The 13,825-nt window shown below is 44.4% G+C and carries 7 protein-coding genes; 3 read left to right on the top strand and 4 right to left on the bottom strand.

Annotated elements, in window-relative coordinates:
* Window positions 1-398 precede the first annotated feature (398 nt).
* Window positions 399-2,387, bottom strand: a complete 1,989-nt coding sequence (locus GTQ38_RS20480; protein ID WP_161437456.1) for a putative porin — start codon at window positions 2,385-2,387, stop codon at window positions 399-401.
* Between the two features lie 191 nt (window positions 2,388-2,578).
* Between GTQ38_RS20480 and GTQ38_RS20475 the strand changes: the two genes are divergently transcribed.
* From GTQ38_RS20475 to GTQ38_RS20465, 3 genes are all read left to right on the top strand, one after another.
* Complete coding sequence (locus GTQ38_RS20475; protein ID WP_161437455.1) at window positions 2,579-6,853, top strand: thrombospondin type 3 repeat-containing protein; 4,275 nt, start codon at window positions 2,579-2,581, stop codon at window positions 6,851-6,853.
* The gene (locus tag GTQ38_RS20470; RefSeq protein WP_161437454.1) at window positions 6,850-7,551 is read left to right on the top strand and encodes a hypothetical protein; all 702 of its coding nucleotides are present in this window, start codon (window positions 6,850-6,852) and stop codon (window positions 7,549-7,551) included. The genes GTQ38_RS20475 and GTQ38_RS20470 overlap by 4 nt, the downstream gene beginning before the upstream one ends.
* A 77-nt stretch (window positions 7,552-7,628) precedes the next feature.
* Window positions 7,629-8,321, top strand: a complete 693-nt coding sequence (locus GTQ38_RS20465) for a hypothetical protein (protein ID WP_161437453.1) — start codon at window positions 7,629-7,631, stop codon at window positions 8,319-8,321.
* Window positions 8,322-8,394: 73 nt separating this feature from the next.
* Here the strand turns inward: GTQ38_RS20465 and GTQ38_RS20460 are convergent, their stop codons facing one another.
* From GTQ38_RS20460 to GTQ38_RS20450, 3 genes are read right to left on the bottom strand one after another with little or no spacing between them, the layout of a single operon-like run.
* Window positions 8,395-9,231 carry a hypothetical protein gene (locus GTQ38_RS20460; RefSeq protein ID WP_161437452.1) on the bottom strand — a complete coding sequence of 279 codons (837 nt, stop codon included), beginning with the start codon at window positions 9,229-9,231 and terminating at the stop codon, window positions 8,395-8,397.
* A gap of 14 nt (window positions 9,232-9,245) precedes the next feature.
* Window positions 9,246-10,697, bottom strand: a complete 1,452-nt coding sequence (locus GTQ38_RS20455; protein ID WP_161437451.1) for a RagB/SusD family nutrient uptake outer membrane protein — start codon at window positions 10,695-10,697, stop codon at window positions 9,246-9,248.
* 14 nt (window positions 10,698-10,711) lie between these two features.
* Window positions 10,712-13,756 (bottom strand): SusC/RagA family TonB-linked outer membrane protein, encoded by a 3,045-nt coding sequence (locus tag GTQ38_RS20450; RefSeq protein ID WP_238858056.1) that lies wholly within the window; start codon window positions 13,754-13,756, stop codon window positions 10,712-10,714.
* Window positions 13,757-13,825: the final 69 nt, after the last annotated feature.

The raw sequence follows: 13,825 nt of genomic DNA, 5'->3' as shown, positions 1-13,825 counted from the left end.
CCCCAACCCATTTATTCGGTCCTTAATTCTTTAATACTTTAACCTTTTTAAGGCCTGTTCCTATTACAAGATCAATCCTGCAATAGTAACGCTGTCTGCCAATATGTCAATGAACCTTTTTCTATTCCTTACTCGCCTCCAAAGCGCATCACTCTAAAAGCGGGTGCAAATATAGAGGACTTTTTTTGTCTGCACAACCCCAAAAGCAAAAAAATATTTATCCCTCTGAAAAAAAATAATAACACTTTGAAAATTAACTTATTACACCCTTCAAAATCGCGATAAAAAACTAAGGAACTATCTACAAAACTATAGGGACCTAAGGACAGCCATCCCTACAAATCAATCTAAAACGAAGATTAGTACAAAGTCAGGTACATATAAAGTACTGAAAAACACTAAGAAAAGAAATTCCAAACCAGCCCAAAACGGATCACGAAGTCCCGATACGGATAATTAGGGGCCGCGTAAAAGGTATTCCCTGTAAAAGAAGAATTAAAATGTTCCGCTTTCAAATACACCCTGGTCTGCCGGATCTTGGCGTTGATAAAGAAATCGAGCATCGGAAACCCTCCCAGTTCTTCCCTGTTCTGGATATAGAACTCTCCCAAAAGCGGATTGTAGGCATCCATAGTATACTCTGTAAAGTACTTAAAGGTAACACCTGTTTGTATATACATGGCCTTCTTAAAGACATCACTTGAAAAATACAGAGTATTTCTTGTCACCAGTTCAGGAACATTAAGTACCGTATTCGTTTGCGACACATTCTGATACATCACCGTATTATTCAGGGCCCATTTCCCCAAACGAAATTCCTTGTTGTACTTTAGTTTAAGGTGGTTTACACTATTGCCTTCCTGTTTGGGTGTCACAAAGGCGTTCTCCTGGCCTAATTCTATCTGTTCTGCAGTGGCGTCTGAAGAAAAATAGGTGTAGTTATCTATAGTGGTGTACTTCGCGCTCAGATTGCCCCAGAAGCTTGACTCCAATTTAAACTGCAAACTGTTCACGCTTTGATTTTCAAAAGTTGCTGTATTCTGCCAGTTGTAATTTTGATATTCGGATTGATAAAGCAGGAAGTTGAAGTCCGGCAAGCGCGAAGAAGAATGGATACTAGCCGTAAGGTGATGCTTATCATTGATCACATAACCGGCCGAAGCATCCAATATGGAACTGGTCAACTCCCCGGAAACCGTATAAGCCCCCTTGCCATTGACCAGAAAATCACCGATCTTTTTCGCATATGAGGCACCTACCATAATTTCTTCTCCCTCCAATTGATTGTCTATCTGCTGCCCATCACCGGTCAGCAGAATACTGTCAAAAAAGTAATTGTAGTTATACAAGCCTGCATAACCTTTTAACTCTCCCAGTATCCTGTTGGAAAAAGTGGCACTGACCTCATTGTACATGATTTTGAGACTGGCCTTGTCATTGATCGGAGTAAGGATCACACTGTTTTCATCTCCAAAGAAGTCGTTCCGGGCCGCTTGCATGAACTGATAGAACTTTGTCTCGTAGTTGAACTGGTGTCCAATGGCCAGGGCCGTGAGTTCTTTCTGGCTGGAATCTTTAACCTTCCTCAACAGTTTGTATTGGTGTTCCATGAAATAGCGCTTTCCCAGTATCTTGCTTGTCGCGTCTGTTAACACAACATCAATCCGGGACCGGTCCTGAAATTCGGGATCTTCGGATTCAAATTGAAGTTCCTTATCCAGCAAGCCGCCATTCTCCTCTGTGTCAATATCCTGAGCAGCTATATGACCCCTGATACTGTATCTGCCATTTGCGGTAAGGTAATTAAACGTAGTCCTGAAGTTGCCGGACTCCACCTGGTTGAATTGATATTTACCAAGGGAACGGAATCCTTTGTATGCAATGGAGAAATTGAGGCGTCTGGAGGTGTTAAAGGTCAACATGGCATCTAATAACTGACCCTGCTCAAAAGTGGTCTTAAAGAACAGCTCCGTCATCGGTGTCGCCACATTGAAGTATTCAATATCCTCAACCTCCAGATAGTTGAAGTGCCTTGCAGTTGCTCCCAGGCGAGGAAAGGGATTTACTCTTTCAAAATCTACACCCAGGTAGTTGTAAGGTTGCCCTACATTGGCAAAGGGCATTAATTCAAAATCATCTTTTTTAATATAATTATAGCGGTATTCCTTCTTTATTGTTAAGGTGGTATCCAGGTAGATGGTATCCCTGCTATGCGAAATGATCTTGTAATCTTTTATGGTGATCTCCGCTGATTCCGCAGGTAGTGATCTTACTCCTTTTATGGCAGGTGGCAGGGAATCGGTAGCCCTTTGAGGCGGAATGGAATCTTCCTGAGCAAATAGGATTTGGCTGCAAATTGCCAAAAGCAATAAAGGGAGATATCTCATTATTCGGTCTTGATCGAGCAAAGTTAAATTTTTTGTTGCTAATGAAATGTGAAAGTTTAAGTAAGATTTTGCGAACAAACTCAGGACAACGGCCATTTTTGTTAAAGTTCATAGCCCTGTAAAGTAGCGTAATTGGTCTTAAAAAATTGAATATTCACGGTTTTTTCAGCATCTTTACCAAAATTCGATTGATGACTAAGAAAATAATACTACTGAGCCTCCTGGTAGGCCAGTTTTCGTATGCCCAATTCAATTCCAGCGCACCATGGATGAAGAACCTGGAGAAATCCAAATCCGCTGTTGCCAAAAGCCAACAGCAGCGCTATACCCTGGATGAAATCTCGGCGGCATTCCACGAATACTGGAAGGGTAAAAATCCTAATGAAAAAGGCAGTGGGTATAAACCCTATATGCGCTGGGAGAACTACTGGAAGCACTTTGTTGATGAAAACGGTTACATTCCAACCTCCAAGGAACTCTGGGATGCCTGGGCCAAAGCCAGGAGTAACGTATCTAAAACCAATCCGACAAGTAATTGGACGCCGTTGGGACCATTTGAATCTGGCACCCTATCCATAGGCCAACCTGGTAACGGGCGTATCAATGCGGTCGCGGTAGATCCCAGCAATGCGAATACCTGGTACGCAGGTGCTCCCGCAGGCGGGATCTGGAAGTCTACCGATGCTGGTGCTACCTGGACCATTCTTTTTGACGATTTTCCACAGATCGGGGTCTCCGGAATCGCTATAGACCCTAATGATTCGGATGTTATCTACATCGCCACAGGAGATGATGACGCGGGAGATTCCTACAGCATAGGCGTGTTTAAATCCATCAATGGCGGCGACACCTGGAATGCTACAAGTCTTAATGCCAATATCACTGACTTTAGCTGGAGTATGAATGAGATCTTTATTGATCCAACCAACTCCAACATCGTTTGGGTGGCTACCAACAGAGGCCTTTATAAATCCATAAATGCGGGAGATACCTGGGAGCTTACCTTTGACAGCCTGGTTGACGATTTCAGGTTAAAGCCCGGAGATCCGAACACGATATACGTCGTAACCGAAAGTACCTTCCATTGGAGTACGGATGGCGGGGACACCTTTGAAAGAGTAAGAGAACCCTTTCCGGACGGTGCAGGAAGAATGGTTATTGGAGTAACGGAAGCGGATCCCACGGTAGTATATGTTTTGGTCGCAGACACTCAGGCTAATGATTCTGCTTTCCTGGGGCTGTTCAGATCTGACGATAGCGGACAATCCTTTACCCAAACCCTGAATACCACGGATCTCTTTGAGAGGAATCAGGCCTGGTATGACCTGGCAATTGCAGTTTCACCTACAAATGCCGATGAAGTTTATACTGGAGCGATCAATATATGGAAAAGCACCAATGGCGGAGACTCTTTCGTTCGCCTGAACGACAATGACAACGATACAGGGCCGGCTTACACCCATGTAGACATCCATACCCTTAAGTTTTTTAATAATGAACTTTATGTGGGCAGTGATGGTGGTTTCTATGTTTCATCGGACGGCGGAACTTCTTTTACAGACTATACAGACGGCATGTCTGTGACCCAATTCTACAGAATATCCATAGCCAAAAACGACGCCAGCAGGATCAGCGGAGGCACTCAGGATAACTCTGGCTTTGTTTATAACAATCAGCAATGGAATATATACACCGGGGCAGATGGAATGGACTATGAAATTGATCCTTCGAACAGCAATGTGGTCTATGGTTTCATCCAGTTTGGTGGCGCTCTTTTTATTACCAGTAATTTTGGACAGAATATCGGTGCCATTGGCGCACCCAGGGATGATGACGGAAACGTAATCTCAGGGGAATGGATTACCCCTCTTGCAGTAGGCAGTGATGGTGAAGTCTACGCCGGTTTTGACAGGGTATATCGTTTAGCCGGGAATGCCTGGGAGGAAGTATCCAGTTCGTTCACAACCGGTGAAATAGACGACCTGGAAGTTGATCCCAACGATCCTATGACCATCTACGCTGCAGAAGGAAACAACCTTTACCGCAGTCAGAATGGCGGTATTACCTTTCTGTTTTTAACGACTTTCGCTGCAGATATATCCGATATTGCCGTAAACACTACAGTTCCCAACACGGTCTATGTGACCACCTCCAGAAGGGTTGGGATCTCCCAGAACTTCCAATTCCCGGATCGTGGAGTTTTTAAAGTGACTATAGACGGGAATACCGCAACCGAGGAAAACATTACACTTAACCTTCCTACGGAACTGGGCTTTTTCTCCATTGCCCATCAGGGAAGGGACGATAATAACCCCATCTACGTGGGCACAAGTGTGGGGGTCTATCGCCTGGATGATACACTTACAGAATGGGAAGAATATCTTACCAACATGCCAGGTACGGCAGTAAGTGACCTTGAGATCAGCCTGGACGATGAGCTTATTGTGGCCGGCACTTACGGCAGGGGAGCATGGCAATCTCCAATCCCCATCCAACCACCTAATAATGATGTTCGTTTGGTATCATTTACACCCACATCGGGAACTGTGCTTTGCGGAGAAGTTTTTCCTGAAATAGTTGTGGAAAATCAGGGACTAAATCCCATAACGCAGGTTTCTGTTACTTACACTATCAATGGGGGTACACCTCAGAATTTTGACTGGAGTGATACGACACTTATGACGGATGACCAGGCTACAATTGCACTGCCATCTCAAAATTTCGACCCCTTTAGCACCGTAGAAATTGAGGTAAGTGTAACCATAACCAACGACGCATTCGACGATAACAACAGCGCAACAAATACATTTTTTACAAGTGACTTTGGCGTGGGAGATGCTATAAATACCTTTGAGACTGCCGATGAAAACCTGCTCACTTACAACGAAGGAGGAGGAACGAGTGCCTGGGAAAAAGGAGTCCCTCAGGGTACGCTACTGAACCAGGCAGGATCCGGCACACAGGTATATGGCACTAATTTGGACGGTAATTACCCGGATCAGACCAAATCCTATCTGGTCAGTAATTGCTACGAGCTCTCTTCTATCCTGGCCCCGGTACTCCGATTTAATATGGCCTATGACCTGGAGGAAAACTGGGATGTGGTCTATGTGGAATACTCCACGGACGAGGGAGCATCATGGAATGTTCTGGGGAATGTGAACAGTCAGCCAAACTGGTATACCAGTGACCGAACCAATGCCACCTCCGGATCAGAAGATGATTGTCAGAACTGCCCGGGAGCCCAATGGACAGGAACCAATGCAACCGTAACCGAATACGCATATGATTTTATCGGGAATGCGGCTCTGGGTGAAACAGACCTTACGGCAGAGCCAAATGTGCTCTTCAGGATCGTTTTCCATTCGGATGAATTCGTCAACCAGGAAGGGATTATCATAGACGACATAGTGGTTGAAGGATTCCAGGACGATGATGATGATGATAATGATGGAATTCTGGATGTAGATGACAATTGTCCGCTTATCGGTAATGCCGCTCAGCTGGATACGGATGGCGATGGATTGGGAGATGCCTGCGATACGGACGATGACAATGACGGAATACTGGATGGTGAGGACAATTGCCCGCTTACGCCTAATGCGGATCAGGCAGACGCGGATAACGACGGCATAGGGGATGTATGCGATAATGACGCAGACAATGATGGTGTCCCCAACAATATAGATCAATGTGATGATACTCCGGTGGGTTCAGTAGTAGATATTGACGGCTGCGCCATATTCTCTCTACCGAACACGAATTTCAGGATATTAAGTACTGGCGAAAGCTGTATTTCCAGCAATGATGGTAGTATTACCATAGAAACCGAGGAATCTCTGAATTATACCGCTACCCTTAGCGGAAATGGAGCCGATCAAAATGAGAGTTTTAACGATTCCGTAGCATTGAGCGGGTTATCTTCCGGGGATTACACCGTATGTATCACTGTTGAGGGACAGAGTGGTTATGAGATTTGTTTTGATGTAAATATCTCAGAACCAGAAGCGTTGTCAGTAACCTCAAAGGTAAGTTCTGTGAATGACGAGGTATCACTCGAACTGGATGGTGGTAAAACCTATATAATTCAACTCAATAGTGAGGTATACCGTACTTCGGAAAGTAGCATTACGCTTCCGCTGACCAAGGCGAGTAACCAACTTATCGTACGTACCGATAAAGACTGCCAGGGCACCTATGAGCAAACTATTGTGCTTAGTTCCGAGCTGTTTGTTTATCCCAACCCGGTTGCTGCAGGTACTGTATCAGCCTTCCTTGGGGAAACAGGTCCAGCCACTGTCGATGTTGCCTTGTATAACATCAACGGGCAGCGGATTTTTGCCAGGCCATACGAAACACAAGGTGGCGAAGTAGTGCTAAGTGTTGATAATTTGCCAGGTGGGATCTATCTACTGAATGTCAGAACAAAGACCGCCCTGTTCAATTTTAAAATTGTTAGAAGATGAAAATAATATCAAGAATATTAATTCCATTTGTTTTGGTTTCCTGCGGAGGAGGGGATTCTGGCGGTGATGGCAATCCCAATCCGGATCCGGTGCCTGCTCCCCAGGCCGCTACGCTGATCTTTCCGGACAATAATGAGGAATGCAATGAAGGTGAGAATATAAGTGGTGAGGAAAGCAGGGTTACCTTCCGTTGGAACGCCTCGCAAAATACAGATAGCTATACCGTTAATCTAAGGAACTTAAATACCAATGCCAGCTCACAGGCTTCCGCCACGACCAATGAAGCGGATGTGACCATACAGCGGGGTACTCCCTACGAATGGTTCGTGGTATCCCGGGCAAGCGGAACCAGCGAAACGGCTACAAGTGCAACCTGGAGGTTTTACAACCAGGGTCCTGGTTTGGAAAATTATGCCCCATTCCCTGCTCTGGCGGTCAATCCTGCCAGGGGTTCAACGATAAACGCCAGCGGAATGCTTACCCTTGAATGGGAAGGTAATGATGTGGATGACGACATTGTAGAGTACGAGGTATTTTTCGGGACAGACAGTAATCCGGAAACACTGCTCGCCACTACTGCCGAAACCACCCAGGAGGTTGCTGTGACTACTAGCCAGGTCTATTATTGGAGGGTACTGACACGGGACTCCCAGGGAAATACCTCCCAGTCGGAGATCTTTGAATTCAGAATAGAATAAGATTACATATAGAAACAATAAAATAGAAGGCTGTTTAGCCTTCTAATAGCTAATTCAAAACTTTTAATATTACATTCATGAAATTAGAACTTGTCCCGGGTCGCATACTAAAGACCTGCTTTATTGCGCTTGCGCCAATGGCCGTTTCTGCGCAGATTAATTTTACTAATCCTGAAGGGGTCCCCATGAACTTTCTCACAAAGAACAAGACTTATGAGGATGTGAAAGCTAATGGTTCCCCATATCTCAATGATGAATTCAGATACGGGCGGGTATACGCCTACGACAGTCTGAAATTAAAAGGCGAGATGCGGTATAACGCCTATAAAAGTGAGATAGAAGTTGCAGAAGATGACGACTCTTATTTCTCCTTATTAAAAAGGCCTTACATCAGCGTTGAGATAGCGGATGAGCGGTTTGAAATGATGCCTTACACGGATGAAAATGAGTTAAGCAGGGTCGCTTACTTTAATCCTAAGAATAAAGGCGAAGCCGTTCTTTTGTTTAAGCCTGAGATTAAGCTTAGAAAGGGTCGGGTGCCAAATACCAGTTACGATCGATACGTACCTCCGACTTATATAGACATTAGTTCCTATTACCTCAAGATGGGGGATGAGCCGGCGCGTAAAATACGCTTAAAGAAGAAAGATCTGGTCCAGGCATTGAAATCTAAAAAGGACTCCGTACTTGTATATATCAAAGAAAGCGATCTTAAGTTAAGCAAGGAACAGGATGTTATAAAGTTGCTCAATTATTACAACACTCTTTAACAACACAAAACTTATCATAAAAAAGGCCTCCGAATCGGAGGCCTTTTTATTCACTCAATTATTCAGATTGATCTTATTGCTTAACCAGGTTAAAAACGTGCGGGTTACCCGCAATGTTCGCACTAAAATCAAGCGTCATTTCAATAATACCTACGCAAGTCAATACCCTTCCACCGGGCAACAGTACGTAGAAATTAGGACCAAAGCTAACCTGTGAATTAATTCCATCTTCATTAACCCCTATGATACTACCGGTTTCCGGATCGATAGTCAGGATCAGGTCATCGGCTCCTTCGTTGATGTAGGTACCATCAATTATAGTAATCTGGTTTGCTCCAGGGCCAAGCACAACCTCTCTGGTATCATCAGTTTCGCCAAAGAAATCGGCAAAAGTAGAATCCACAACTTCATAAGATCCGGCCAGGGCCGAAATATCCACGGATGGACATTGAACGTCAAGGCCAATGGCTAATTCATCTATACTGGTCTCAAGGATCTCAGCGCTTTCAACTGATACCAATTTAAGCACTAGGGCATCCGAGGCGCCAGGCAAATCGGTACCAGGCACTGTGGTAATAGTGATCTCCGTTGTAAATGCACCCGCGTCGATGACCGGACTCAGGTTATCAATGGTATAAAAAGATGGGTCCAATGTTGATTTGGTAGCATCGACCTCTAGTTGCACCGACCTGGGTGAGCTAGATAGGGATGATACTCCAACACTTATCTTACTATCTGTATTTTCCGCTGGGTTGAATACAATTCGCGGTGCTTCATTGCCCCCTCCGAAACCAGCTATAGCTCGTCCGTTCTGGGCATCAAACTGAATGATCTCATTTTCCTCGCAAGACAACACCAATAAGGCCCCGAAGAGTAAACAAGAAAATTTATATATTATGTTCTTCATCATTTTGGTCTTTATTATTAGTATCCGTCGTTTTGTTCCATATTGGGATTCGCATTGATCTCAGAAAGAGGAATTGGCAACTGGAAACGGGTATCACCGGCAGACAGTGTTTGTACCTCCGCAGGTGTTCCGGATCCGTCTATAATATCTCCCGCAGTTGATCTCTCAATGTTTTCTCCTCTCCTTTTTAAATCAAAGAAACGATGTCCTTCAAAAGCCAACTCAACCCTTCGATTAAATTGAATGGCGTCTTCGAGAGCCTGTCCGGTTTCTCCACCGGATACAAAACTTGCAAAACGCTGAGCTCTTAGTTCATCTAAAGAGGCCAAAGCAGCCGCTTCCTGACCCAATTCAAACTGGGCTTCAGCTTTGTTCAGCAAAACTTCAGCAGCACGGATTACTTTGATATCTACCCGTCCGTTTACCTGTCCGGCTTCTCCTAAGAACTTTTTAACGGCATTATAGTCATTACCCTGGTTAGTACCTACAAATTGAAGTACATTTCTCCTAAGATCGTCAGGATCTATACTGCTCCAAAATTCGAATTCTATAGCGTATTCCGAGATCACAGCATCAGCGCTAGACTGGCTGTATAATACCCCAACGTTGTTATTGGTAGTCTCTGTTGATGTATTAATGGCCAACTCAAATACCAATCCCGCACTGCTAACGTCTGTAAAAACGTCCTCTAATTCTGAGGCGGTAGCCAATTGCGTGGTCACCTGATTCGCAGCATCAATGGCTTTTTGGTATTCCCCATTGTACAGGTACACTCTGGAGAGTATACCGTAAACTCCGTTGCGGTCTAGTCTACCTTCTCCGTTACCTGTTCCTATTATCTGTGCCGCCGTTTCCAGGTCACCAATAATTTCAGCATAATTGCTTCCAACGGTTTCACGCGAAGGTTGCGCAAAAGGATCACCTGTATCACCATCTTCTACCTTAAGGTATACTATCCCTGGCGACCCATTGGCATCTCCACTCTGTGACGGGATCTTAGCATAGGTACGAGCAAGATCAAAATGCGCGTATGCCCTGGCAGCTAACGCCTGCCCAAGAATGTTGTCTTTTTCAGGGCCATCCGCCAGGTTATCAATTTGTCCGATTACCAGGTTTGCCACGTTTATCGCCTCGTAGCATTCGCTCCAATACAACTGAAGAGCTCCTGCGGTATTCGGCACGTAACGGTAATCGTAATAGTCTTCATTCGACGTTCTACCTGTTTGTACAAGTACTACATTATCCGACAGAATATCAGGGATGCCCTGCATGCCTGATCCAGGATTAGCGTAATAATTTACCAACTGGCTGTAAATCCCATCCACCCCATTCTGAAAAGTGGAGAGGCTGTTGAAAAATGTTTCGGGATTTCCCTCAATAAAGGGTTGCAGCTCATTTAACTCATCATCACAGGCAAAAAAGCCCAGTGTGAGTACAACTAATAAGATTTTTATAATTCTATTTTTCATCGTTCAATTTTTTATTAAAATCCTACCTCAATTCCGAAAGTATACGACCTGACTTGAGGGTAGCTAAACAAATTAAACTCCCCTTGTACAAAACCTTGATCTCCAGGCTCACCAGATTCCGCTGATCCTAAACCGATCTCAGGGTCTCCATTGAAGTTTGTTAAGGTCCAGATGTTCTGACCTGTCGCAAAGATCCTTAGGTTACTAATTCCAAAGTCTCCCAGAAGTTCTCTCGGGAAGTTGTAATCCAGTGTCAATGTCCGCAATCTTAGGAAATCACCTGGCTCCAAAAATCTTGTTGTACCTGCCTGATCTGCCGTATTCTGAAATCTTGGGCTAGGAAGTACGTTCTGATCTCCGGGCTCTTTCCAGTAATTAAAGGCTTCAACCCTTTGGTTACGGTTGATATTACCAATGGCGATCCCTTGCTGACGTTGTATATTCAGAATGTGATTACCTTTTCTATACACAAAGTCACCTCTTAGGCCAAAACCTTTATATCTGAAGTTGGTAAAAAATCCACCTTCAAAATCCGCGATCGGAGACTTATCATCAAGTAACACCTGAAAGTTATCACTGTACTCATTAGTAACATTTCCATCCGCGTCCAAATACAGAGGTTCACCGTTCGCGGGGTTCACACCGGCGTATCGAACCAAATAATAAGAATTCAAAGGAGCTCCTTCGCGAAGGATAATATTTCCAAAGGTACCTGTGATGATATCCTCCCCATTTACCAACGAAACTACTTCGTTGTCCAGGAAGGTTACGTTACCTCCTAGAGACCAAACAAAGTTTTCGCTGCGAATGACATCTGCGTTCAAACTAACTTCTATACCACTGTTCTCAACTTCACCGACATTTGCAAAAATATCGTCCAATTCGTCCCCTACTGTGCTTGAAAGCGGACTTGCCAACAACAGGTCTTCGGAGTTCTTCTTAAAGTAGTCAACCACACCATTGATACGGTTGTTGAAAAGACCAAATTCAATACCAATATCCAGGATGGCCTGAGACTCCCATTGAATTTCAGGGTTTCCTACTCCAACCGGTATGGCGGTCGTTAAACCGTTATAGGTATTGAAATCAAGTAAATTAAGAAACTCATTGTCCGGAATGTTCTGGTTACCTGACGTTCCGTAAGAGGCCCTAAGTTTCAGATTGTTAAAAATAGACCCTTCCATGAAGTTCTCATTGGCAATGTTCCATGCCGCACTCGCGCTGTAGAAATAACCGTACTTGTTTTCAGGACCAAATCGAGAAGAACCGTCCCTCCTAACTGATCCGGAAAGGATATATTTTCCATCGTAATCATAATCTACGAAAAGACCCTGAGAGAAAAGAATCCTTCTGGCTTCTTCAGAACCAGCAGCTGTAGGTTCCGCAGCAACTTCCTGATAAGGGATATCCGGAGAAGGGAAACCCCTACTGGTAGCACGTAGATCTGTTCTAATATTCTCATTGTATTCCAAAAGAAAACTTGCAGATACGTTATGTACTCCATTGAAAGTATCTGAATACGTAAAAAGGTTGTTTACGTTGTATTCAAAATCAAGATTGAAGTTATCTGTCTGTGTACCTGGGAAATTTGCATCTCCAATAAAGCCTTGTAAAACACCGCCGGCGATCGAACGACTGGTCCGGTTGAACCTATTGCTTACTGCACCTACAGAAAACCTGTTTGAAAAATTATCTGAAAACCTAACGTCTGCAGAAAGGTTTCCGATGATAGTGAAGTCCCTTCTGTCTTCTGGCTCTGTCTGAAGTGCCAGTGCAATCGGGAAACCTGTAGTTGTAGGGTTGTAGATCGGATCTCCCTGAGAATCCCTTTGAATATTTCCATCACCATCTCTTAGGAAGAGCGGATCCCATGGGTTGTAATCATACATACCCCTGAACGGGTTTTGTACGTTGTTCCTATCCCTGGGAAGGTCTGTCGTACTTCTCGAAAGCGATATGTTTGCTCCAAGAGTTAACCAGTCCTTAGCGTTATAAGTGGTATTCAAACGAGCTGAAACCCTTTCAAAACCTTTAATACGATCAATGATACCAGTATTCTTGTCGTACCCCAGGGAAAGAAAATACGTGATATCTTCATTACCACCGGAGACGGTCAAGGAGTTCGACTGAATTACCGACTTTCTCAGTAGTTCTTCCTCCCAGTTGGTATCGAGACCAATTAGCCTGGCTCGCTCTGCATCGTCTGCATTGGCCCCTGGCAAACTGGTAGCCGCGTTTACACCAAGTTCGGCATACTGTCGCTCCAGCTCCAGTTTCTGAGCTGCGTTCATAACGTCGAACGGATCCGGAATTCGCTCACCGAAACCATAAGAGGAACGGAAGTTTATCCTGGCATCTCCAGATCTACCTTTTTTGGTCGTAATTAATACAACCCCATTTGCACCCCTGGAACCGTATTTGGAAACGGTAGCCGCATCCTTCAGAATCGACAAGGACTCGATATCGGCAGGGTTCAGGTTGTTAATAGGATTGAAGTCCCTTTCAGTATCGATAGGTATTGGTGTACCATCGATGACGTAAAGCGGAGTGGTCTGAGCGTTAATAGACCCAACCCCCCTGATCTGTACAAAAGCAGTGTTACCAGGCCTACCATTGGCAGCCGTTACCTGGACACCAGCAGCCTGACCCTGCAGTATGTTGTCAATACTGGTTGAGGGCACGAATGCTTCTATCGCTTCTGTTTTTACGGTGGAAACTGCCGAGGTGGACAATTCCCTGGATTTGGAACCATATCCTACTACAACTACTTCTTCAAGAGTTTCAGCATCTTCCTGCATCTGAACATCTATAACATTAGAAGCTCCAATCCGAATAGTTACTGTACTTTGTCCTAAATAGCTGAATTGTAGTTGCTGCCCTTCACTGGCAGTGATGGAATAGTTTCCATCGAAGTCGGTTTGTGCTCCGGTGGTTGTTCCCACAACGACAACCGAAACTCCGGGTAATGGTAGGCCATTTTCATCCGTCACATTACCCGTAACAGTTTTCTCTTGAGCAAAAGAGAAAGTCATGCATAACACCAAAAGAGGTGTTAACATCCAAGTTAACTTTGATCTCATTTAATTAGATTTTTGAATTAGCCAGCTCCAAAAGTCTTAATAATAAGT

Source organism: Poritiphilus flavus (genome assembly GCF_009901585.1).
In the GTDB taxonomy this organism is placed as follows: domain Bacteria; phylum Bacteroidota; class Bacteroidia; order Flavobacteriales; family Flavobacteriaceae; genus Poritiphilus; species Poritiphilus flavus.
Note: the sequence above shows the minus strand (reverse complement) of the source record. Positions and strands in the feature narration are given on the sequence as shown.

Bases quoted from the DNA above. Each gene is read 5' to 3' on its own strand.
- GTQ38_RS20480 (WP_161437456.1), bottom strand. From the start codon at position 2,387: ATGAGATATCTCCCTTTATTGCTTTTGGCAATTTGCAGCCAAATCCTA.
- GTQ38_RS20475 (WP_161437455.1), top strand. From the start codon at position 2,579: ATGACTAAGAAAATAATACTACTGAGCCTCCTGGTAGGCCAGTTTTCG.
- GTQ38_RS20470 (WP_161437454.1), top strand. From the start codon at position 6,850: ATGAAAATAATATCAAGAATATTAATTCCATTTGTTTTGGTTTCCTGC.
- GTQ38_RS20465 (WP_161437453.1), top strand. From the start codon at position 7,629: ATGAAATTAGAACTTGTCCCGGGTCGCATACTAAAGACCTGCTTTATT.
- GTQ38_RS20460 (WP_161437452.1), bottom strand. From the start codon at position 9,231: ATGATGAAGAACATAATATATAAATTTTCTTGTTTACTCTTCGGGGCC.
- GTQ38_RS20455 (WP_161437451.1), bottom strand. From the start codon at position 10,697: ATGAAAAATAGAATTATAAAAATCTTATTAGTTGTACTCACACTGGGC.
- GTQ38_RS20450 (WP_238858056.1), bottom strand. From the start codon at position 13,756: ATGTTAACACCTCTTTTGGTGTTATGCATGACTTTCTCTTTTGCTCAA.